Raw genomic sequence first — 21,679 nt, forward strand, 5'->3', positions numbered from 1 at the left:
CGGTAACCTCAGAGATAAGCGGCTTGCGCCGCTTCCAGGCTGCCCTGGGCGCGCAGGATGAGTTCGCAGAACTCGCGGGCCGCACCTTCGCCACCACGCGCCTGGGTGATGCCGTGGGCATGTTCGCGAACGAATGCGTCGGCATTGGCCACGGCCATGCCCAGGCCGACACGACGAATTACCGGCAGGTCGGGCAGGTCGTCCCCGAGATAGGCGACCTGGTCATAGTTCAGGCCCAGTTCCGCGAGCAGGCCATCAAGGACCACCAGTTTATCTTCGCGTCCCTGGAACAGATGCTGGATGCCGAGATTCTGTGCGCGGCGCTCGACCACTTCCGACTGGCGACCGCTGATGATGGCCGTGCGAACGCCGCCATTCATCAACATCTTGATGCCCTGGCCGTCGAGGGTATTGAACGTCTTGAATTCTCCGCCTCCGGGCAGGAAGTAGAGGCGGCCGTCGGTCAGCACGCCGTCCACGTCGAACACGGCCAGGCGGACGGCCTTGGCGCGGCTGAGGAGTTCATTGCTCATCAGATTACTCCTGCGCGGGTCATGTCATGGATGTGCAGTGCGCCGATGGGGCGGTCATCTGTATCGACCACGACCAGCACGTTGATCTTGTGGTCATCCATGATCTTCAGCGCTTCGGCGGCAAGCATGTCCGGGCGTACCGTCTTGCCGTGGATGGTCATGACATCGTCGATGCTGGCCAGGCGCACGTCGACACCCTTGTCCAGGGTGCGGCGCAGGTCGCCGTCGGTAAAGATGCCAGCAAGGTGGCCATCGGTTTCCACCACTGCGGTCATGCCCAGGCCCTTGCGGGTCATTTCCAGGAGTGCCTCGCGAAGCGGCGTACCGCGCGCAACGCTGGGCAGGCTGTCGCCGCCATGCATGATGTTCTCCACCTTCAGCAGCAGGCGACGGCCAAGCGCGCCACCCGGATGGGAAAACGCGAAATCCTCGGCAGTGAAACCGCGGGCTTCCAGCAGGGCGATGGCCAGGGCATCGCCCAGAACCAGTGCGGCCGTGGTGGAAGAGGTGGGGGCCAGGTTCAATGGGCAGGCTTCCTGGGCCACGCGGGCATCCAGATTGGCGGCCGCGGCCTTGGCCAGCGGCGAATCCGGTTTGCCGGTGAGGCTGATCAGGGTGATCCCCAGGCGCTTGATCAGCGGCAGCAGGGTGACGATCTCGGCAGTCGATCCGGAGTTGGAGAGCGCCAGGACCACGTCTTCACGGGTGATCATGCCCATGTCGCCATGGCTGGCCTCGGCCGGGTGGACGAAGAAGGACGGTGTGCCAGTGCTGGCCAGAGTGGCGGCGATCTTGTTGCCGACATGCCCGGACTTGCCCATGCCTACCACCACCACGCGTCCCTTGCAGGCCAGGATCAGCTCGCAGGCGCGAACGAAATCGGCGTCGATGCGCGGCAGGAGGGCGTCGATCGCCTCGCGTTCGAGTTGGATAGTGCGTTGTGCGGACTTGATGAGATCGCTGGATTGGCTCATGGGGCGTGAAGTGGCCGAAGGAAAAGGCGCCGATTATAGCGATAAAGGTGATTTAGCTCACGCGCCAATGCCGTGGAAGCTGTCGCAAAGCTGAACAGACGCTGGCGTGGCCTTGGGAGGCGCAATAGCGCGGTGATATAGTTCGCGCCTTGTTCGGCCCGTCCCGGGCGGAGTGTCCTTGCGTCGGGGCGCGTCGTCTTCAAGGGAGGCTGTATCGCAAGGAGTCTAGATGAGTGCCGATAACACCTACGCTGTGGAATTGAAGGGGGTTACCTTCAAACGTGGCACGCGCAGCATTTTCCAAGATGTCGATATCCGTATCCCGCGCGGTAAGGTCACCGGCATCATGGGGCCTTCCGGCTGCGGCAAGACCACGCTGCTGCGCCTGATCGCCGCCCAGCTCAAGCCCGCCAGTGGCGAGGTCTGGGTCAATGGACAGAACCTGCCCAAACTCTCCCGCGCCGACCTGTTCGACATGCGCAAGCAGTTTGGCGTGCTGTTCCAGAGCGGTGCATTGTTCACCGACCTGGATGTCTTCGAGAACGTTGCATTTCCCCTGCGGGTACACACCAAACTGCCCGAGGAAATGATTCGTGACATTGTTCTGCTGAAACTTCAGGCAGTCGGGCTGCGCGGCGCTATCGAATTGATGCCGGACGAGCTGTCCGGCGGCATGAAGCGGCGCGTGGCGCTGGCGCGTGCAATCGCCCTCGATCCGCAGATCCTGATGTACGACGAGCCGTTCGTCGGCCAGGACCCCATTGCCATGGGGGTGCTGGTGCGCTTGATTCGTCTGCTCAACGACGCGCTCGGTATCACCAGCATCGTGGTCTCCCACGACCTGGCGGAAACCGCCAGCATCGCCGACTACATCTATGTAGTGGGAGATGCCCAGGTGCTGGGGCAGGGGACCCCGGACGAGCTGATGAATTCCGATAACCCGCGTATCCGCCAGTTCATGAAAGGCATTCCGGATGGACCGGTGCCCTTCCATTTCCCGGCACCTGATTACCGTAAAGACTTGCTGGGGGGGCGCTGATGCGCAAGAAATCCTTGCTCGAGCGCATCCGCCTGCTCGGGCGTTCCGGTCTGGACGTGCTGGAGGCGCTTGGGCGCTCCACGCTGTTCCTGATGCATGCCCTGTTCGGCCGCACCGGCGTTGGCAATGGCTTCCAGTTGCTGCTCAAGCAGCTCTATGCCGTTGGGGTGCTGTCGCTGGCAATCATCGTCGTTTCCGGCGTATTCATCGGGATGGTGCTGGCCCTGCAGGGCTACAACATCCTGGTCGACTACGGTTCAGAACAGGCGGTGGGGCAGATGGTCGCGCTGACCCTGTTGCGGGAACTCGGTCCGGTGGTGACCGGCCTGCTCTTCGCCGGTCGTGCGGGTTCGGCGCTGACCGCCGAGATCGGCAACATGAAATCCACCGAGCAGCTCTCCAGTCTGGAAATGATCGGTGTCGACCCGCTCAAGTACATAATCGCCCCACGACTCTGGGCCGGTTTCATCTCGATGCCGCTGCTGGCGATGATCTTCAGCGTGGTGGGCATCTGGGGCGGCGCCATGGTGGCCGTGGACTGGCTGGGCGTATATGAGGGCTCCTTCTGGGCCAACATGCAAAACAGCGTGCAATTCACCGAGGATGTGCTGAACGGCGTGATCAAGAGCGTCGTATTCGCCTTCGTGGTGACCTGGATCGCCGTGTTCCAGGGATATGACTGCGAGCCGACCTCGGAAGGGATCAGCCGCGCAACGACTAAAACCGTGGTCTACGCCTCACTCGCCGTGCTGGGGCTGGACTTCATCCTGACCGCCTTGATGTTTGGAGATTTCTGATGCAAATCCGCACCTTGGAGATTGGTGTCGGCCTGTTCCTCCTGGCCGGTCTGTTGGCCTTGCTGCTTCTGGCCCTGCGGGTCAGCGGCCTGTCCTACGGCGCCAGTGATGACACCTACAAGCTTTATGCGCATTTCGACAATATTGCCGGTTTGACTGTCAGAGCAAAGGTCACGATGGCTGGTGTCACCATTGGTAAGGTCACTGCCATTGATCTGGATCGCGAAAGCTATACCGGTCGCGTCACGATGGAAGTCGAGAAGCGTGTGGACAACCTGCCGACGGACTCCACTGCTTCCATCCTCACTGCCGGGTTGCTGGGCGAGAAGTACATCGGTATCAGCGTCGGTGGCGACGAGGAACTGCTCAAGGAAGGCGGCACCATCCGTGATACCCAATCGGCCCTGGTGCTGGAAGACCTGATTGGCAAGTTCCTGCTGAACACGGTCAACAAAGAAAGCAAATGAGGATTCGAAACATGATCAAAGCCCTGCGAAACGGCCTGCTGGTCCTGCTGGCGGCCCTGCCCCTGCTGGCTACCGCCGCGCCTAACGCGCGCGATGTGGTGCAGCAGACCACCGACCAACTGCTGGCTGATCTGAAGGCTAACAAAGAGCAATATCGCACCGACCCGAATGCCTTTTACGACGCTCTGAACGGGATCCTCGGTCCAGTGGTGGATACCGATGGCATCTCCCGCAGCATCATGACCGTGAAATACTCGCGCAATGCTACTCCTGAGCAGATGACCCGCTTCCAGGAGAACTTCAAGCGCAGCCTGATCCAGTTCTACGGCAACGCCTTGCTGGAGTACGACAACCAGAACATCCGCGTAATCAACGCCAAAGAGGGTGACGATGGGCGCGCCAGCGTCAATATGGAAGTCACAGGGCGCAGCGGTTCCATCTATCCGGTGTCGTACACCATGGTGAGCATCAATGGGCAGTGGATGCTGCGCAACGTGATCATCAATGGCATCAACATTGGCAAGCTGTTCCGCGACCAGTTCGCCGACAGCATGCAGCGCAATGGCAATGACCTCGACAAAACCATCAATGGTTGGGCCGAAGTGGTCGCCAAGGCGAAAGTGACCGAAGAAGCCAAGCAGGCGGGCGGTCAATGAGCGAGGCCCGTATCGAACAGGCCGCTCCGGGCGAGTTGCGCCTGGTCGGTGTGCTCGATCACAGCACCGGACCGCAACTGCGTGAGGCCGGTAGGCAACTGATCCAGGCGAGCGGTACCGCCTCCGTGATGCTGGATTGCTCGGCAGTAGAAAGGACCAGCAGCGTCGGCCTTGCCCTGCTGCTGGCGTTCATGCGCGATGCCAGCGCTGCCGGCAAGTCGGTGACGGTGCGTGGAATGCCGGACGACATGCGGCAGATTGCCGACGTCTCCGGGCTGACCGAGCTGCTGCCACTGGAAGCTTGAGCCGGTCCAACGGCCCTCCGTCAGGCCCCGAGCGCGCGGGGTTCGCAGGCGGAGGGCTTTTTTGTATCATGGCCGACCCGCGCGCGTTGGGCGCCGATTGAGGTTGAGCATGCAGGCCGTAGAAGTGAAAAGCCTCCTGGAGGCGAAACTGCCAGGTACCCAGGTGGAAGTTGAAGGGGAAGGCTGCAACTTCCAGTTGAACCTGATCAGCGACGAGCTGGCCGGCCTGAGCCCGGTGAAGCGTCAGCAGCAGGTATACGCCCACCTGAATGCCTGGATCGCCGATGGCAGCATCCATGCCGTCACCATGAAATTCTTCAGCCAGGCCGATTGGGCCCAGCGTTCCTGAGCCAGCTTTCGAGAGAGCTATGGACAAACTGATTATTACCGGCGGTCAACGCCTCGATGGCGAGATCCGCATTTCCGGCGCGAAGAACTCTGCGTTGCCGATCCTGGCCGCTACCCTGCTGGCTGATACCCCGGTCACCGTGGCCAACCTGCCGCACCTGCACGACATCACCACCATGATCGAGCTGTTCGGTCGCATGGGCGTGCAGCCAGTGATCGACGAGAAGCTGGCCGTCGAAGTCGACGCCAGCAGCATCAAGACCCTGGTCGCGCCGTACGAGCTGGTCAAGACCATGCGCGCTTCCATCCTGGTACTGGGTCCGATGGTGGCTCGCTTCGGTGAAGCTGAAGTGGCGCTGCCCGGCGGCTGTGCCATCGGCTCCCGTCCGGTAGACCTGCACATCCGCGGCCTCGAGGCCATGGGTGCGAAGATCGACGTCGAAGGCGGCTACATCAAGGCCAAGGCTCCGGCCGGCGGCCTGCGTGGTGCCAACTTCTTCTTCGACACCGTCAGCGTGACCGGTACCGAAAACATCATGATGGCTGCAGCGCTGGCCAATGGCCGCAGCGTTCTGCAGAACGCCGCCCGTGAGCCGGAAGTGGTCGACCTGGCCAACTGCCTGATCGCCATGGGTGCGCAGATCCAGGGCGCCGGCACCGACACCATCACCATCGATGGCGTGAAGCGCCTCGGCGGTGCTCGCTACAACGTGATGCCCGACCGTATCGAAACCGGCACCTACCTGGTGGCCGCTGCCGCCACGGGTGGCCGCGTCAAGTTGAAGGACACCGATCCGACCATCCTCGAAGCCGTGCTGCAGAAGCTGGAAGAGGCCGGTGCGCACATCAACACCGGGAACAACTGGATCGAGCTGGACATGAAGGGCAATCGCCCGAAAGCGGTCAACGTGCGCACTGCGCCGTACCCGGCATTCCCCACCGACATGCAGGCCCAGTTCATCTCCATGAACGCCGTGGCTGAAGGCACCGGTGCAGTGATCGAGACCGTGTTCGAAAACCGCTTCATGCATGTCTACGAAATGAATCGCATGGGCGCTCAAATCCTCGTTGAAGGCAACACCGCCATCGTTACCGGCGTGCCGAAGCTCAAGGGTGCGCCGGTCATGGCGACCGACCTGCGGGCTTCCGCCAGCCTGGTGATCGCCGGCCTGGTGGCCGAGGGCGATACCCTGATCGACCGCATCTACCACATCGACCGTGGTTACGAGTGCATCGAAGAAAAACTGCAGTTGCTCGGCGCCAAGATTCGCCGCGTGCCGGGTTAGGTCGAAACGCGGGCCGGCCCTGAGTGGGCCGGTCCGTTACGACCGCGCAACAGGCCCGTAGAGGGCCGTAGCCAAGGAAATCCTGTTTCATGCTCACCATCGCGCTGTCCAAGGGCCGAATTCTCGACGACACCCTGCCGCTGCTTGCCGAGGCCGGTATCGTACCCACCGAGAATCCGGACAAGAGCCGCAAGCTGATCATCCCCACCACCCAGGAGGATGTGCGCCTGCTCATCGTGCGTGCCACCGACGTGCCGACCTACGTCGAGCATGGCGCGGCCGATCTCGGCGTTGCCGGCAAAGACGTGCTGATGGAGTACGGCGGCCAGGGCCTCTATGAGCCCCTGGACCTCCGGATCGCCTGCTGCAAGCTGATGACCGCAGGTGCGGTCGGTGCGCCTGAGCCCAAGGGGCGCCTGCGTGTAGCCACCAAATTCGTCAACGTCGCCAAGCGCTACTACGCCGAACAGGGCCGCCAGGTCGACGTGATCAAGCTCTATGGCTCGATGGAGCTGGCGCCCCTGGTGGGCCTGGCCGACAAGATCATCGACGTCGTCGACACCGGCAATACCCTGCGCGCCAACGGCCTGGAACCCCAGGAGCTGATCGCTACCATCAGCTCGCGACTGATCGTCAACAAGGCATCGATGAAGATGCAGCACGCGCGCATCCAGGCACTGATCGAAGTGCTGCGCGGCGCGGTCGAGTCGCGACACCAAAGCTGACACCTTGAGTGCGGCCCTGCGCCGCACGCGCCTATCCGTGTCATAGCCAATATTCTCGGGTGCCCGCACGGTGGGCTTGCTACTCTAGCGGCGCCCGAGCAATTGCCATTCAAGAGGCCCGCTATGACCGCTCCAATCGCCATCCGCCGACTCAATGCCGCTGATCAGGACTTCGCGCGACACCTGGATCATCTGCTGAGCTGGGAAAGCGTGTCCGACGAAGCGGTCAATCAACGTGTCCTCGACATCATCCAGGCCGTGCGTGAGCGTGGCGACGCTGCCGTAGTCGAATTCACCCAGCGTTTCGACGGTGTGCAGGCGACCACCATGGCCGAGCTGATCCTGCCGCGCGAGCGTCTGGAACTGGCCCTGACGCGCATCACCGCCGAGCAACGCAAGGCACTGGAAACCGCTGCAGCTCGCGTTCGCAGCTACCACGAGAAGCAGAAGCAGGATTCCTGGACCTACACCGAAGCCGACGGCACGGTGCTGGGCCAGCAGGTGACTCCGCTGGATCGCGCCGGTCTTTATGTACCCGGTGGCAAGGCGTCCTATCCGTCCTCCGTGCTGATGAACGCGATCCCCGCCAAGGTCGCCGGCGTCGCCGAAGTGGTGATGGTCGTGCCGACGCCTCGTGGTGAGATCAACGAGATCGTCCTCGCGGCCGCCTGTGTAGCCGGCGTGGACCGCGTCTTCACCATCGGCGGCGCCCAGGCTGTGGCTGCACTGGCCTATGGCACCGAGAGCGTCCCCCAGGTGGACAAGATCGTCGGTCCGGGCAACATCTATGTCGCCACGGCCAAGCGTCACGTCTTCGGCCAGGTCGGCATCGACATGATCGCCGGTCCGTCGGAAATTCTCGTGGTCTGCGATGGCGGTACCGACCCTGACTGGATCGCCATGGACCTGTTCTCCCAGGCCGAGCACGACGAAGACGCCCAGGCCATCCTGGTCAGTCCTGATGCCGCCTTCCTCGACAAGGTGGCCGCCAGCATCGACAAACTGCTGCCGACCATGGAACGTGCCGAAATCATTCGCACCTCCCTGCAGAATCGTGGCGCTTTGATTCTCGTGGCCGACCAGGCCCAGGCGTGCCAGGTCGCGAACCGAATCGCGCCCGAGCACCTGGAACTGTCCGTTGCCGATCCTCAGGCCTGGCTGCCGCAAATCCGCCATGCCGGCGCCATCTTCATGGGCCGCTACACCGCCGAAGCCCTGGGCGATTACTGCGCCGGCCCGAACCACGTGCTGCCGACCTCCGGCACCGCGCGCTTCTCCTCGCCGCTGGGTGTGTACGACTTCCAGAAGCGTTCCTCGATCATTTTCTGCTCGGCCGACGGTGCGTCCGAACTGGGCAAGACAGCGTCCATCCTGGCCCGCGGCGAGTCGCTGACCGCCCACGCGCGCAGTGCCGAATTCCGCATTGCTTCCAATAAAGAGAAGGGGGAGTGAGCATGAGCAAATTCTGGAGTCCCTTCGTCAAGGGGCTGGTGCCTTACGTTCCTGGCGAGCAGCCCAAGCTGGCGAAGCTGGTCAAGATGAACACCAACGAGAACCCTTACGGCCCCTCGCCCAAGGCAGTAGCGGCCATGCAGGCCGAGGTGGGTGACAACCTGCGGCTGTATCCGGACCCGAACAGTGATCGCCTGAAGCAGGCGGTCGCCGACTACTACGGCGTGCAGACGAACCAGGTGTTCGTTGGCAACGGCTCTGACGAGGTCCTCGCCCACGCGTTCCACGGTCTGTTCCAGCACGGCAAGCCGCTGCTCTTCCCGGATGTGAGCTACAGCTTCTATCCGGTCTACTGCGGGTTGTATGGCATCCCGTTCGAGGCGTTGCCGCTGGATGAACAGTTCCAGATCCGCGTTGAAGACTACGCGCGTCCCAATGGCGGCATCGTTTTCCCCAACCCCAATGCGCCCACTGGCTGCCTGCTGGCGCTGGAAGCTATCGAGCGTCTGCTCAAGGCCAATCCGGATACCGTGGTGCTGGTGGACGAGGCCTACATCGACTTCGGTGGCGAGACCGCGATCAGCCTGGTGGACCGCTATCCGAACCTGCTGGTGACCCAGACCCTGTCCAAGTCGCGTTCCCTGGCGGGGCTGCGGGTTGGTCTGGCAGTCGGCCACCCGGACCTGATCGAAGCGCTGGAGCGAATCAAGAACAGCTTCAACTCCTACCCGCTGGATCGCATGGCCATCGCCGGCGCGGCGGTCGCCTTCGAAGACAAGGCCTACTTCGAGGAAACCTGCCGCAAGGTGATCGACAGTCGCGAACTGCTGGTGGCCGAGTTGGGCAAGCTGGGCTTCGAGGTACTGCCCTCGGCGGCCAACTTCGTCTTCGCCCGTCATCCGCAGAAGGACGCCGCCGGCATCGCTGCTGGTTTGCGTGAACAGGGCGTGATCGTTCGGCACTTCAAGCAGGAGCGCATTGCCCAGTTCCTGCGCATCACCATTGGCACGCCCGAGCAAAACCAGGCGTTGCTGGATGCCTTGCGCAACCTCTGATTTTCGCGAGTGTGTAAAGAAAAGCCGAGTGCGGGTCACCGCCTCGGCTTTTTTTGTTGGGCGCTTACTCGTGATGCGGCGCGCCGAGGAAGGTCAGCGAGCTGAACAGCCCCTGTTGCTTAACGTCGACATCGTTCGGAGTGTCCAGGGTGACCTGGGCAGCGATGATGTTCAGCCCCGCATTGCGTACCAACACCTTGGCCCGCCCTTCGGCGTCGGTGCTGGTGCTTACGGTATTGGGCTCGCCGCGGTAGTCGCCGATCAGTTCGATACCGGATGCCGGCTTGCCGTCCAGCAGCACGCGCACTGGCAGGGGATTGCCTGGCCCGACTTCCAGCGGATCGGCTTCCGGAACTATCGCCAGGCGAACCCGCTTGAGGTCCGGCAACTGCGCACCTGATTGATAGAAGGCCAGGCTGTATTTCCAGGTATGGATGGAGGCGACAGCCCCGGGAACCTGCCGCTGGCCCTCGTTTGTCCACTGCTTGTCGGCGGTCTGCGACCACGGACCATTGTCCAGCGCAACCGCGAGGGTTGCCGGCGCTTTCAAGGGCTTGAGCCGTGCATGGTCCGCAAGGCGCTCGACTGACACAGGGATCATTCGTCCTTGTGCATCGAAGGCCCAGGCACCGCTGACTTTTTCTGCCTTGAAGGCGTCGTCCTCGGCGCCGTGGCCGTAGATCACTTCGATGTTGCCGCGCCGTTGTTCGGTCCAAAGGCCGTGCGCATGGACGTTGCCTGCGAAGACGGCGGCGAGGAGGGATGTGAGGAGGAAGCGTTTATTCAGTCGCATGGAGATTCCTTTTCAGAGGTCGAGGGTGAGACTGAGGTTGAAGTTGCGGGGCTCGCCGGGCATGACCCAGACGCTGTTGTACGAGCGCTCGTAATACTTGCGATCGAAGAGGTTGTTGAGGTTCAAACCGAGGGTTGTTCGCTCGCTGGCCCTGTAATGAGCGAGCAGGTCGAAGGTGGAGTAGGCGGGTAGCTCGAACTGGCTGCCGGCCTGGCCGGAGCGATCACCGACATAGTTGAAGGCGGCGCCGACGTCCGAGCCGCGCAATCGACCGCCTTGGAACTCGTAGACCGCCAACAGGTTGCCGCTGTGTTCAGGCACTCCGAGCAGACGGCTGCCTTCGGGAAGCACGTTGTCCTTGGTGACTTCGGCGTCGATGTAGGCGAAGGCGCCAATCAGCCGAACCGCGTCGGTCAACTGACCACTGACCTGAAGGTCCAGACCCTGGCTGCGAGCGCGGCCAGCAGCGATGTTTTCGCCGGGATTGGTCGGGTCGGCCGTCAGTACGTTTTCCTTGGCGATGTGGAAGAGTGCGGCCGTGGCTCCGAGGCGGCCTTCCAGCAGGTCGAGCTTGAGGCCGGCCTCCTTGCCGAATCCCTTCTCCGGCTCGAACACGGTGCCCTGGCTGCTGATTGCATTGGGTCTGACCGAAGTCGCCGCGTTGGCGAACAGGCCGACCTCGGGTATCAGTTGGTAGAGCACGCCGCTGCGCAGGGTCAGGCTGTCCTTGTCCTGGTCGTTGCTGACGCGCGTCGTGCGGTTCAGCGCCGTCTGTTCGAAACGCTCGAAACGGGCACCGATCAAGCCTTTCCAGCCATGGCCGAAATCGATCTGGTCCTGCAGGTTCAGCGCACGGCTTTCCACCCGTTCGAAGAAGTCGTTCGGATTGACGATGGGCGGTTTCGGCTTGCCGTACACCGGGTTGTAGATGTCCTGCCCGTAATCCAGGGAAGCGAGGCTCTGTGGATATTTCTGGCTATTGCGGTAGTTCTCGTACTCCAGTCCGGCGAGGGTCTGGTGCAGCCAGCTGCCGGTCTCGAACAGGCCGTGCAGTTCCAATTGGGTAATGCTGTCGTTCCATTCGAAGTCGCGCTGCCGATAGAAGCGGCTGACCTGATTGCCGATCAGCCGCGACGCCTCCGTGGCATCGCCCTGCAGGTGTCCCTGTGCGTAATGATTGGCCAGGCGCAGCTTCCAGCTGTCGTTGAAATGGTGCTCCAGGCTGGCCTGGATCATCTGGTTGCGATTGCGGATATCGCCGTCATTCGGCTCGCCGAGGAAGGTGGAGCGCTTGACCGAGCCCAACTCCCCATTCACGGCCGGGATGCCGCGATCGAACACCGATTCGTGCTGGACGAACTCCGTTTCCAGCAGCAGGCGGGTATCGGCGTTCAGCTGCCAGCCGAGGGATGGACTGACCACCAGACGCTGGTTGCCGACATGGTCGCGGAAGCTGCCGTTGTCTTCGGTGGCCAGGTTGATGCGTGACAGCAGCCTGTACTCGTCATCGAGTGGTGCGTTGACGTCCAGGCTGGCGCGATAGCGGTCCCAACTCCCCGTGCTCGCCTTCAAGCGGGAGAAACGCTCGGCCTGGGGCTTCCTGGTCACGATGTTCACCGTACCGCCCGGATCGCCGCGGCCGTAGAGGCTGGCAGCCGGACCTTTGAGTACTTCGATGCGCTCGATAGTGGAGGCGTCCGGCGAGCTGTAGCTGCCGCGATTGATGGCGAAACCGTTCTTGTACAGCTCTCCGGTGGTGAAACCGCGGATGCTGTAGGAGAGGAATGTCAGGCCGCCGAAGTTGTTCTGCCGCGATACACCTCCGACAAAGTCCAGCGCTCGATCGAGCCGCGAAATATCCAGGTCCTCCAGTACCTGCGCGGGAACCACGCTGATCGCTTGAGGGATGTCACGGATATCGGTGTCAGTGCGGGTGGCACTGGCCGAACGGGTTGCACGGTAGCCACGTACTGGGCCGTCAGCCCTTTCCTGACGGCGATCGTCAATCTGAATGTCGTCCAGAAGCAGGGGCAGGGAGGTTTCGGCAGCAGTGGCTTCACCGAGCAGGCTGAGGAGTAGCCCGCTGGCGGGGGCAAAGTGATGGAGGCGCATCAGGGGGCTCGCAAATAATGTAATAACATAACATTTTGCGAGGCGAGAATCGTTCCTGTCCAGTGTCGGATGAATCCTGCTTGGATCGAGGAAAAGAAAACGGCGCCTTTAGGCGCCGTTTTTTATCGATCAGCTACCGCCGTTGTTGCTGGGCGGCGGCCGCACACCGACCTCTGCGGTCAGTTCCAGCTCCTCGCCATTGCGCATCACCTGGATGCTCACTTTCTCGCCGGGGCGGGTGCGGGCCACCTGGTTCATCGAGCGACGACCATCGCCAGCCGGCTCGCCATCGATGCTGAGGATGATGTCGCCGGGTTGCAGAGTGGCGCGTTGAGCCGGGCTGTCGCGGTAAATACCGGCGACAACGATACCGGGGCGTCCTTCCAGGCCGAAGGATTCCGCCAATTCGGGGGTCAAGGGCTGAACTTCGATGCCCAGCCAGCCGCGAATCACCGAGCCGTGTTCGACGATTGCCTTCATCACTTCCAGTGCGAGCTTGACCGGAATTGCGAAGCCGATGCCCTGGGAGCCGCCGGACTTGGAGAAGATCGCGGTGTTGATGCCGATCAGGTTGCCGTTGGCGTCCACCAGTGCGCCGCCAGAGTTGCCGGGGTTGATCGCGGCGTCGGTCTGGATGAAGTCTTCATAGGTGTTCAGGCCCAGCTGGTTCCGGCCTGTCGCACTGATGATGCCCATGGTCACGGTCTGACCGACACCGAAGGGGTTGCCGATTGCCAGGGCGACGTCACCGATGCGGATGTTGTCCGAGCGGCCCAGGGTAATGGGCGGCAGATCCTTGAGGTCGATCTTCAACACCGCCAAGTCGGTTTCCGGGTCGCTGCCCACCAGGCGTGCGAGGGTTTCGCGGCCGTCTTTCAGGGCGACCACGATCTGGTCGGCGCCGGCGGTCACGTGATTGTTGGTCAGCAGGTAGCCTTCCGGGCTCATGATCACCGCCGAACCGAGGCTGGACTCCATGCGCCGCTGGCGCGGCAGGTTGTCACCGAAGAACCGGCGGAACTGTGGGTCTTCGAACAACGGGTGTGCCGGCTTGCTCACCATCTTGGTGGTGTAGAGGTTGGCCACTGCCGGCGATGCGCTGGTCACCGCGTCGGCATAGGAGTCCGGGCCCTGGCGGGTGAAGTTGAACTTGGGGGCTTCTTGCAGATGCACTTCCTCGCGGGGCAGGCCGACCCAGTCCGGGTATTGCTGGATGATCAGCAGTGCTACGAGCACGCCGACAACCAGGGGCCAGCTGAAGAATCGCAGCGCCTTGAGCATCGAGGGAGAATCCTGAGGGTTGCGGGGGGCAGGGGTGCCCCTTAAGGTGGCGCCATTATACGAGGGCGCCCGTTAAAAACGAGTCGTCCGCAACAGCTTGTGAGGAATGCCATGGCCATTGCCCTGAACACTCTGGTGGAAGAAGCGGAGCGCTACCTGAACGCCTCGCGCATCCAGGATTACTGCCCTAATGGCCTGCAGGTCGAAGGACGTCCACAGGTCAGTCGGATCGTCACCGGCGTCACCGCCAGCCAGGCGCTGCTGGACGCTGCGATCGAGGCCGGGGCGGATGTGGTGCTGGTGCACCATGGCTATTTCTGGAAGGGGGAAAACCCCTGTGTGGTGGGCATGAAGCAGCGCCGCCTGAAGACCCTGTTGACCCATGACGTCAGCCTGCTTGCCTACCATCTGCCGCTGGATCTGCACCCGGAAGTGGGCAACAACGTGCAGTTGGCGCGTCAACTCGACATCATCGTCGAAGGCCCGCTGGAGCCGGACAATCCGCGCACCGTCGGCTTGATCGGTTCGCTGGCCGAACCCATGACCGCCACCGACTTCGCCCGTCGCGTGCGCGAGGTGCTCGGACGCGAGCCCCTGCTGGTGGAGGGCGACCGCATGATCAGCCGTATCGGCTGGTGCACCGGTGGTGGCCAGGGCTATATCGATCAGGCGATTGCGGCGGGTGTCGATGCCTATCTCACTGGCGAAGTCTCCGAACAGACCGTGCACAGTGCGCGGGAGAATGGTGTCAGCTTCATTGCCGCCGGCCACCATGCCACCGAGCGCTATGGTGTACAGGCGCTGGGCGACTACCTGGCCAAGCGCTTTGCCATCGAGCACTTGTTCATCGACTGCGCCAACCCTGCCTGAATTCGTGTGGCAAAGAAAAAACGGCCGGCTCAGTGAGCCGGCCGTTTTTCATCGAGAGCTGTGACGTTGGCTCTGTACCGCCCTGCCCAATTCCCACACCGCCATGGCGTAGTGCGTGCTGTGGTTGTAGCGGGTGATCACGTAGAAGTTCGGTAGGCCATACCAGTACTGGTAGGTGTTGCCCATGTCCAGGCGCAGCAGGCTGGCACTTTGGTGATTGCCCAGCGAACCCAGCGGCCGGAGCCCGGCTGCATTCAGCACACTGATCGGATACTGGGTCTTGAAGCCGTCTTCCAGCGATCGCGCCTGGCCGGTGGCGCGCACGGCCACGGTGTCGCCGGTGATCCAGCCGTGCTGCTTGAAGTAGTTGGCGACGCTGCCGATCGCATCGCGGGGATTCCACAGGTCTCGTTGTCCGTCGCCGTCCAAATCCACGGCAAATTGGGTGAAGGAGGACGGCATGAACTGTCCGTAGCCCATTGCGCCGGCATAGGAGCCGCGCAGCGCCAGTGGGTCGTCACCTTCCTTGCGCGCTTGCAGAAGAAACTGCTCCAGTTCGCCACTGAAGAACTCGGCGCGGCGAGGATAAGAGAAGGAAAGGGTAGCCAGCGCGTCGATGATCCGTGTCTTGCCCATCACGCGTCCCCAACGGGTCTCCACGCCGATGATGCCGACAATGATTTCCGGCGGTACGCCGTACGTTTGGAAGGCACGCTGCAGGTCAACTTCGTACTGGTCCCAGAACAACACGCCGTTCCGCACGTTGCCCGGTGTGATGAATTTCTTCCGGTAGCGTAGCCAGGCACCATTGGGGCCGCTGGGCGGTGTGTAGGTCGGTGCCTGGCGGTCCATCAGGCGAATCACCCAATCAAGTTCGCGGGTTTGGGCGAGCAGGTCCTGCAGGTGCTGGCGATTGAAGTCGTGCTGGCTGACCATGCGATCGATGAAACGCTGGGCACTGACGTTACCCGCGAAGTCGCCGCGCAGCGGCGTGATCGGTTGCACCGAACCGAATGCCGGATGGGTGCTGGGGGTGATGAGTGTCGGTTGCTTTGGCTTCTGAGCCGGCTGCAGGACGGGAGCTGGTTTGCTGCTGCATGCGGAGATCATGACGAGCAAAGGCAGGGCGAAGACGATGCGGCGCATGGGAATTCATTCGGGACAGGAAAATGTGCGGGCTATGCTAGCGCAGCGCTGCGCAGGTACAAGTCGCGGAGTGCGTAAGCCTGGACAGCACTGTCGTGCTCCTGGAAGAAGTCCGACGAAGGCGCGAGCCCAGCGTCCGAGGCTGCGCAGTGGCTCAGGCGGAAGGGTCCTGGCAGCTTCGCTGTCACTGAATTCGTACGGCTATATAAGTATATTTTTTCGGTATAACCAGTCCCCCAGTTAGAGCCTTGCGCTGTGATAGAGTGCCCGCTCGTCCACGGCCCGCCGGCCGTCGTATCAGAAAGACCTTCGTGAGTAGCCATGCTCGATAAACTGACGCACCTGAAACAGCTGGAGGCGGAGAGCATCCACATCATTCGTGAAGTGGCCGCCGAATTCGACAACCCGGTGATGCTCTATTCCATCGGTAAAGACTCCGCCGTCATGCTGCACCTGGCGCGCAAGGCGTTCTTCCCTGGCAAGCTGCCCTTCCCGGTCATGCACGTCGACACCCGGTGGAAGTTCCAGGAGATGTACCAGTTCCGCGACAAGATGGTCGCCGAAATGGGCCTGGACCTGATCACCCACGTCAACCCGGAAGGCGTCGCCCAGGGCATCAACCCCTTCACCCATGGCAGCGCGAAGCACACTGACGTCATGAAGACCGAGGGCCTCAAGCAGGCGCTCGACAAGTACGGTTTCGATGCGGCCTTTGGCGGCGCCCGTCGCGACGAGGAGAAGTCCCGCGCCAAGGAGCGCGTGTACTCCTTCCGCGACAGCAAGCACCGCTGGGACCCGAAGAACCAGCGCCCGGAACTGTGGAACGTCTACAACGGCAAGGTGAAGAAGGGCGAGTCGATTCGCGTCTTCCCGCTGTCCAACTGGACCGAGCTGGACATTTGGCAATACATCTATCTGGAACAGATCCCGATCGTCCCGCTGTACTTCGCCGCCGAGCGCGAGGTCATCGAGAAGAACGGCACGCTGATCATGATTGACGACGAGCGCATCCTCGAGCACCTCTCCGACGAAGAGAAAGCCCGCATCGAGAAGCGCATGGTGCGATTCCGCACCCTGGGCTGCTACCCGCTGACTGGCGCGGTGGAGTCCTCGGCGACCACGTTGCCGGAAATCATCCAGGAAATGCTCCTGACCCGCACTTCCGAACGCCAGGGGCGGGTCATCGACCACGACGCCGCCGGCTCGATGGAAGAGAAAAAACGTCAGGGCTATTTCTAAGGATTCCGCATCATGAGCCACCAATCCGATCTGATCAGCGAGGACATCCTCGCGTACCTGGCCCAGCACGAACGCAAGGAACTGCTGCGCTTCCTCACTTGCGGCAACGTCGACGACGGCAAGAGCACCCTGATCGGGCGCCTGCTGCACGACTCCAAGATGATCTACGAAGACCATCTGGAAGCCATCACCCGCGACTCGAAGAAGGTCGGCACCACTGGTGACGACGTCGACCTGGCGCTGCTGGTGGACGGCCTGCAGGCCGAGCGCGAGCAAGGCATTACCATCGACGTGGCGTACCGCTACTTCAGTACCGCCAAGCGCAAGTTCATCATTGCCGACACCCCCGGCCATGAGCAGTACACCCGCAACATGGCAACCGGCGCGTCCACCTGCGACCTGGCCATCATCCTGGTCGACGCCCGCTACGGCGTGCAGACCCAGACCCGCCGGCACAGCTACATCGCATCCTTGCTGGGTATCAAGCACATCGTCGTCGCCATCAACAAGATGGACCTGAAAGACTTCGACCAAGGTGTGTTCGAGAGCATCAAGGCCGACTACCTGCAGTTCGCCGAACGCATCAAGCTCAACCCCACTTCGATCCACTTCGTGCCGATGTCGGCCCTGAAGGGCGACAACGTGGTGAACAAGAGCGAGCGCTCGCCCTGGTACACCGGTCAGTCGCTGATGGAGATCCTCGAAACCGTGGAAATCGCCGGCGACCGCAACGTCTCCGACATGCGCTTCCCGGTGCAGTACGTGAACCGTCCGAACCTGAACTTCCGCGGTTTCGCTGGCACCCTCGCCAGCGGCATCGTGCGCAAGGGCGACGACGTGGTGGCCCTGCCGTCCGGCAAGAGCAGCCGGGTCAAATCCATCGTCACCTACGAAGGCGAACTGGAGCAGGCCGGTCCGGGCCAGGCCGTTACCCTGACCCTGGAAGACGAGATCGACGTGTCCCGCGGCGACATGCTGGTGCATGCCGACAACCGTCCGGTGGTGACCGACAGCTTTGACGCCATGCTGGTATGGATGGCCGAGGAGCCCATGCTTCCGGGCAAGAAATACGACATCAAGCGTGCGACCAGCTATGTGCCGGGTTCCATCCCGAGCATCGTGCACAAAGTGGACGTGAACACCCTTGAAGAAACCCCGGGCAGCGGCCTGCAGCTGAACGAGATCGCCAAGGTCAAGGTCAGCCTGGATGCCCCCGTTGCCCTCGATGGCTACGAGCAGAACCGCACGACCGGCGCCTTCATCGTCATCGATCGACTGACCAATGGCACTGTCGGCGCCGGCATGATCATCGCCGATCCGCAGGCCGGTCGTAACGTCGATGGCCACCATGGCAAGCAGGCCCACGTCTCCCCCGAGGAGCGCGCCTCGCGCTTCGGCCAGCAGCCGGCCACCGTCCTGTTCAGCGGCCTCTCCGGCGCTGGCAAGAGCACCCTGGCCTATGCCGTGGAGCGCAAGCTGTTCGACATGGGCCGTGCCGTTTACGTACTGGACGGCCAGAACCTGCGCCACGACCTGAACAAGGGATTGCCGCAGGATCGCGCCGGACGCACCGAGAACTGGCGTCGTGCCGCTCACGTTGCGCGCCAGTTCAACGAAGCCGGCCTGGTTACCCTGGCCGCTTTCGTGGCGCCGGATGCCGAAGGTCGCGAGCAGGCCAAGGCGCTGATCGGCGCTGATCGCCTGATCACCGTCTACGTGCAGGCGTCGCCGCTGGCCTGCCGCGAACGTGATCCGCAAGGCCTCTACGCAGCGGGCCAGGACAACATCCCGGGCGAATCCTTCCCCTACGATGTGCCGCTGAATGCCGATGTGGTGATCGATACCCAGTCCGTCAACGTGGAAGAAGGTGTGAAGCTGGTGCTCGAGGTTCTCCGCGAACGCGGTGCGATCTAAGGTCCAGCCCAATAAAAAGCCCCGCGATTGCGGGGCTTTTTATTGTCTTCCGATTCGGCCGGCCGGTTAGCCGGCCTTGTCGGAATCAGTACTTGCCTTTCAGGCCGAAAGTCTCGTCCAGGGTGCCCGGGGCGTCCGGTGCCTTGGGGGCGTAGTCCTTCGGTGCTTCGTTGCTCTTGGGCGGGGTCAGGCGCTCGCGTGGGCTGGCAGCCTCGTCAGCGTGCAGAGCGGCCAGCAGGCGCTGGCGGGTCAGCTCGTCCAGAGCCAGGCGGCTGGCGCCTTCGGACAGATGCTCTTGTACTTCCTGGTAGCTCTGGGTGAGCTTTTTCACCAGGCTGGCGGTGGTGTTGAAGTGAGTGACCACCTCGCTCTGGTAGGTATCGAAGCGTTCCTGCAGATCATCCAGCTGGCGCTGTGTCCGGCTCGGAGCCGCATTGGGCACCAGACGGGCGATCAGGAAACCGATGCCGATACCGGCGAGCAGGGCGAAGGCTGGTAACAACCAGACGGTGAGCGACTGTTCCACGAGTCCTTCCTCTATAAACGGCTTTGCTTTACGTTAACGGCTCGAATCCGCGCTGTATACCGCGACGCAAGCCCTGTTGTGCTAATCCAAGACGAGTCGACCCGTCACGGGGTCACGGAGTTTCCCTTGTTGATCCGCGAAAACCCTCTTCTGCTCGATGGTCCTTGTGGCCAACTCGAGGCGCTGCACCTTGATCTGCCTGAGGCCAAGGGCCTGGCGCTGATCTGTCATCCCAATCCGGTGCAAGGCGGCACCATGCTCAACAAAGTGGTTTCCACCTTGCAGCGCACCGCCCGTGACGCAGGCTACAGCACCTTGCGTTTCAATTATCGCGGCGTGGGTGCCAGCGCCGGCGGCCATGACATGGGCACAGGCGAAGTGGACGACGCGGAAGCCGCGGCCCACTGGTTCCGTGCGCAGCGTCCGGAGCTGCCGCTGACCCTGTTCGGCTTTTCCTTTGGGGGTTTCGTTGCAGCCAGCCTGGCTGGTCGTCTGGAGCGTCAGGGAATTGCGGTGCCGCGTCTGTTCATGGTCGCCCCGGCCGTAATGCGTCTGACGGCGGACAACCCGCTACCCGAAGGTGGTGAATTGGCGGTCATCCAGCCCGATGCTGACGAAGTCGTGGCACCCCAGGCCGTCTACGACTGGTCCGCCGGCCTTGCGCGCCCCCATGAGCTGCTGAAAGTGGCAGAATGCGGGCACTTCTTCCACGGCAAGCTGACCGATCTCAAGGATCTGGTCCTGCCGCGCCTCTGATTCCGAATTAAGTCCGACAAGCGAACACCATGACTACTCGTATCCTTACCGGCATTACTACTACCGGCACGCCGCACCTCGGCAACTACGCAGGCGCCATCCGCCCGGCCATCGTTGCCAGCCGCGCCAGCGACGTCGATTCCTTCTACTTCCTGGCCGACTATCACGCGCTGATCAAGTGCGACGACCCGGCGCGCATCCAGCGTTCGCGCCTCGAGATCGCCGCCACCTGGCTGGCTTGTGGCCTGGATACTGACAAGGCGACCTTCTACCGCCAGTCCGACATTCCCGAAATTCCCGAACTCACCTGGTTGCTCACCTGTGTCAGCGCCAAAGGGCTGCTGAACCGCGCCCACGCCTACAAGGCGTCCGTGGACAAGAACCTGGAAAACGGCGAAGACCCGGATGCTGGCGTCACCATGGGTCTGTACAGCTACCCGGTGCTGATGGCCGCCGACATCCTGATGTTCAACGCGCACAAGGTGCCGGTCGGCCGTGACCAGATCCAGCACGTGGAAATGGCCCGTGACATCGGCCAGCGCTTCAACCACCTGTTCGGCGCTGGTCGCGAGTTCTTCACCCTGCCCGAAGCGGTGATCGAGGAAGAAGTGGCGACCTTGCCCGGCCTCGACGGCCGCAAGATGTCCAAGAGCTACGACAACACCATCCCGCTGTTCGGCAGTGCCAAGCAGCTGAAGGATGCCATCGCCCGCATCGTCACCGACTCCCGCGCACCGGGTGAGCCGAAAGACCCGGATAACTCCCACCTGTTCACCCTTTACCAGGCCTTCTCCACGCCGGCGCAACTGGCCGAGTTCCGCGCCGACCTGCTGGCGGGGCTAGCCTGGGGCGAAGCCAAGCAGCGTCTGTTCCAATTGCTGGACAACGAACTGGGCGAGGCCCGCGAGCGCTATCACGCGCTGATCGAGCGTCCGTCCGACCTGGAGGATATCCTCCTGGCCGGCGCCGCCAAGGCTCGCAAAATTGCCACGCCGTTCCTCAATGAACTGCGTGAAGCAGTGGGGCTGCGTTCCTTCCGCACTAACGTGCAGGCCGGCAGCGACACCAAGAAGAAAGCCGCCAAGAGTGCTCGCTTCGTCAGCTTCCGTGATGAAGACGGCAGCTTCCGCTTCCGCCTGCTGGACGTCGATGGCGAGCAATTGCTGCTCTCGCGTTCCTTTGCCGATGGCAAGGCCGCCGGCCAGGTCAGCAAGCGCCTGCAGTCGGGTGAGGAGCTGGACCTGCGTGTAGAAGGCGACGCATTCGGTATCTGGCTGGATGATGAACAGGTCGCTTCCAGCCCCGCATTCGCTGACGATGCGGCCCGAGATGCGGCGATCCAGCGCCTCTATTCGGCTCTCGCACCTCAGGAATAACTGTCTTTCCAGCGGCCGGCTCTGCCGGC

General features: G+C 62.4%; 22 protein-coding genes. 15 read left to right on the plus strand and 7 right to left on the minus strand.

Going from position 1 to position 21,679, the window contains the following annotated elements; translation table 11 throughout:
* Nucleotides 1-8: 8 nt before the first annotated feature.
* Both E8E95_RS29290 and E8E95_RS29295 read right to left on the minus strand, forming a co-directional pair.
* Nucleotides 9-533: an HAD family hydrolase gene (locus E8E95_RS29290; protein WP_179061786.1), complete on the minus strand. Its 525-nt coding sequence runs from the start codon at nucleotides 531-533 to the stop codon at nucleotides 9-11.
* Nucleotides 533-1,507, minus strand: coding sequence for a KpsF/GutQ family sugar-phosphate isomerase (locus tag E8E95_RS29295; RefSeq protein ID WP_280355859.1), 975 nt, complete (start codon nucleotides 1,505-1,507; stop codon nucleotides 533-535). The genes E8E95_RS29290 and E8E95_RS29295 overlap by 1 nt, the downstream gene beginning before the upstream one ends.
* Nucleotides 1,508-1,736: 229 nt before the next feature.
* Between E8E95_RS29295 and E8E95_RS29300 the strand changes: the two genes are divergently transcribed.
* From E8E95_RS29300 to hisC, 10 genes are all read left to right on the plus strand, one after another.
* A complete protein-coding gene (locus E8E95_RS29300; RefSeq protein ID WP_179061784.1) occupies nucleotides 1,737-2,546 on the plus strand; it encodes an ABC transporter ATP-binding protein in 810 nt (269 codons plus the stop codon).
* Nucleotides 2,546-3,343 (plus strand): lipid asymmetry maintenance ABC transporter permease subunit MlaE, encoded by a 798-nt coding sequence (mlaE, locus tag E8E95_RS29305; RefSeq protein ID WP_280355861.1) that lies wholly within the window; start codon nucleotides 2,546-2,548, stop codon nucleotides 3,341-3,343. The genes E8E95_RS29300 and mlaE overlap by 1 nt, the downstream gene beginning before the upstream one ends.
* Nucleotides 3,343-3,810: an outer membrane lipid asymmetry maintenance protein MlaD gene (gene mlaD / locus E8E95_RS29310; protein WP_280355863.1), complete on the plus strand. Its 468-nt coding sequence runs from the start codon at nucleotides 3,343-3,345 to the stop codon at nucleotides 3,808-3,810. Before mlaE ends, mlaD begins: the two co-directional genes overlap by 1 nt.
* A gap of 11 nt (nucleotides 3,811-3,821) precedes the next feature.
* Nucleotides 3,822-4,466 carry an ABC transporter substrate-binding protein gene (locus tag E8E95_RS29315; protein WP_280355865.1) on the plus strand — a complete coding sequence of 215 codons (645 nt, stop codon included), beginning with the start codon at nucleotides 3,822-3,824 and terminating at the stop codon, nucleotides 4,464-4,466.
* Nucleotides 4,463-4,771 carry an STAS domain-containing protein gene (locus tag E8E95_RS29320; RefSeq protein WP_280355867.1) on the plus strand — a complete coding sequence of 103 codons (309 nt, stop codon included), beginning with the start codon at nucleotides 4,463-4,465 and terminating at the stop codon, nucleotides 4,769-4,771. Before E8E95_RS29315 ends, E8E95_RS29320 begins: the two co-directional genes overlap by 4 nt.
* 109 nt (nucleotides 4,772-4,880) lie before the next feature.
* Nucleotides 4,881-5,120 carry a BolA family protein gene (locus E8E95_RS29325; protein WP_077525005.1) on the plus strand — a complete coding sequence of 80 codons (240 nt, stop codon included), beginning with the start codon at nucleotides 4,881-4,883 and terminating at the stop codon, nucleotides 5,118-5,120.
* 19 nt (nucleotides 5,121-5,139) lie between these two features.
* Nucleotides 5,140-6,405 (plus strand): UDP-N-acetylglucosamine 1-carboxyvinyltransferase, encoded by a 1,266-nt coding sequence (murA, locus tag E8E95_RS29330; RefSeq protein ID WP_179061779.1) that lies wholly within the window; start codon nucleotides 5,140-5,142, stop codon nucleotides 6,403-6,405.
* Between the two features lie 89 nt (nucleotides 6,406-6,494).
* Entirely contained in the window at nucleotides 6,495-7,130 is a 636-nt protein-coding gene (gene hisG / locus E8E95_RS29335) for an ATP phosphoribosyltransferase (protein ID WP_077525003.1), read from the plus strand.
* A 123-nt stretch (nucleotides 7,131-7,253) separates the two neighbouring features.
* Nucleotides 7,254-8,582, plus strand: a complete 1,329-nt coding sequence (hisD, locus tag E8E95_RS29340) for a histidinol dehydrogenase (RefSeq protein ID WP_280355870.1) — start codon at nucleotides 7,254-7,256, stop codon at nucleotides 8,580-8,582.
* A 2-nt stretch (nucleotides 8,583-8,584) separates the two neighbouring features.
* Entirely contained in the window at nucleotides 8,585-9,637 is a 1,053-nt protein-coding gene (hisC, locus tag E8E95_RS29345) for a histidinol-phosphate transaminase (protein ID WP_280355872.1), read from the plus strand.
* A gap of 64 nt (nucleotides 9,638-9,701) precedes the next feature.
* On the opposite strand, the gene E8E95_RS29350 is transcribed toward hisC, so the two are convergent.
* The 3 genes from E8E95_RS29350 to algW form a co-directional block, all read right to left on the minus strand.
* Nucleotides 9,702-10,430, minus strand: coding sequence for a DUF4198 domain-containing protein (locus tag E8E95_RS29350; protein ID WP_280355874.1), 729 nt, complete (start codon nucleotides 10,428-10,430; stop codon nucleotides 9,702-9,704).
* 12 nt (nucleotides 10,431-10,442) lie between these two features.
* Nucleotides 10,443-12,542, minus strand: a complete 2,100-nt coding sequence (locus tag E8E95_RS29355) for a TonB-dependent siderophore receptor (RefSeq protein WP_280355875.1) — start codon at nucleotides 12,540-12,542, stop codon at nucleotides 10,443-10,445.
* A gap of 129 nt (nucleotides 12,543-12,671) precedes the next feature.
* Nucleotides 12,672-13,823: a Do family serine endopeptidase AlgW gene (algW, locus tag E8E95_RS29360; protein WP_280355876.1), complete on the minus strand. Its 1,152-nt coding sequence runs from the start codon at nucleotides 13,821-13,823 to the stop codon at nucleotides 12,672-12,674.
* A gap of 111 nt (nucleotides 13,824-13,934) precedes the next feature.
* Here algW and E8E95_RS29365 point away from each other — a divergent pair, with 111 nt between their 5' ends.
* Nucleotides 13,935-14,693, plus strand: a complete 759-nt coding sequence (locus tag E8E95_RS29365; protein ID WP_280355877.1) for a Nif3-like dinuclear metal center hexameric protein — start codon at nucleotides 13,935-13,937, stop codon at nucleotides 14,691-14,693.
* A 48-nt stretch (nucleotides 14,694-14,741) separates the two neighbouring features.
* On the opposite strand, the gene mltB is transcribed toward E8E95_RS29365, so the two are convergent.
* Nucleotides 14,742-15,839 carry a lytic murein transglycosylase B gene (mltB, locus tag E8E95_RS29370; protein WP_280355879.1) on the minus strand — a complete coding sequence of 366 codons (1,098 nt, stop codon included), beginning with the start codon at nucleotides 15,837-15,839 and terminating at the stop codon, nucleotides 14,742-14,744.
* Between the two features lie 321 nt (nucleotides 15,840-16,160).
* Here mltB and cysD point away from each other — a divergent pair, with 321 nt between their 5' ends.
* Both cysD and cysN read left to right on the plus strand, forming a co-directional pair.
* Nucleotides 16,161-17,078 (plus strand): sulfate adenylyltransferase subunit CysD, encoded by a 918-nt coding sequence (gene cysD / locus E8E95_RS29375; RefSeq protein ID WP_077525922.1) that lies wholly within the window; start codon nucleotides 16,161-16,163, stop codon nucleotides 17,076-17,078.
* 12 nt (nucleotides 17,079-17,090) lie between these two features.
* Complete coding sequence (cysN, locus tag E8E95_RS29380) at nucleotides 17,091-18,992, plus strand: sulfate adenylyltransferase subunit CysN (protein ID WP_280355880.1); 1,902 nt, start codon at nucleotides 17,091-17,093, stop codon at nucleotides 18,990-18,992.
* Nucleotides 18,993-19,077: 85 nt separating this feature from the next.
* Here the strand turns inward: cysN and E8E95_RS29385 are convergent, their stop codons facing one another.
* Entirely contained in the window at nucleotides 19,078-19,518 is a 441-nt protein-coding gene (locus tag E8E95_RS29385) for a DUF1043 family protein (protein WP_028628476.1), read from the minus strand.
* 126 nt (nucleotides 19,519-19,644) lie between these two features.
* On the opposite strand from E8E95_RS29385, the gene E8E95_RS29390 reads away from it, so the two are divergent.
* Both E8E95_RS29390 and E8E95_RS29395 read left to right on the plus strand, forming a co-directional pair.
* Nucleotides 19,645-20,274, plus strand: coding sequence for an alpha/beta fold hydrolase (locus tag E8E95_RS29390; RefSeq protein ID WP_280355881.1), 630 nt, complete (start codon nucleotides 19,645-19,647; stop codon nucleotides 20,272-20,274).
* A 29-nt stretch (nucleotides 20,275-20,303) separates the two neighbouring features.
* Entirely contained in the window at nucleotides 20,304-21,650 is a 1,347-nt protein-coding gene (locus tag E8E95_RS29395; RefSeq protein ID WP_280355883.1) for a tryptophan--tRNA ligase, read from the plus strand.
* The last annotated feature ends 29 nt before the right edge of the window (nucleotides 21,651-21,679 follow it).

It is taken from the genome of Pseudomonas sp. BN414, from assembly GCF_029871275.1.
In the GTDB taxonomy this organism is placed as follows: Bacteria; Pseudomonadota; Gammaproteobacteria; order Pseudomonadales; family Pseudomonadaceae; genus Metapseudomonas; species Metapseudomonas resinovorans_C.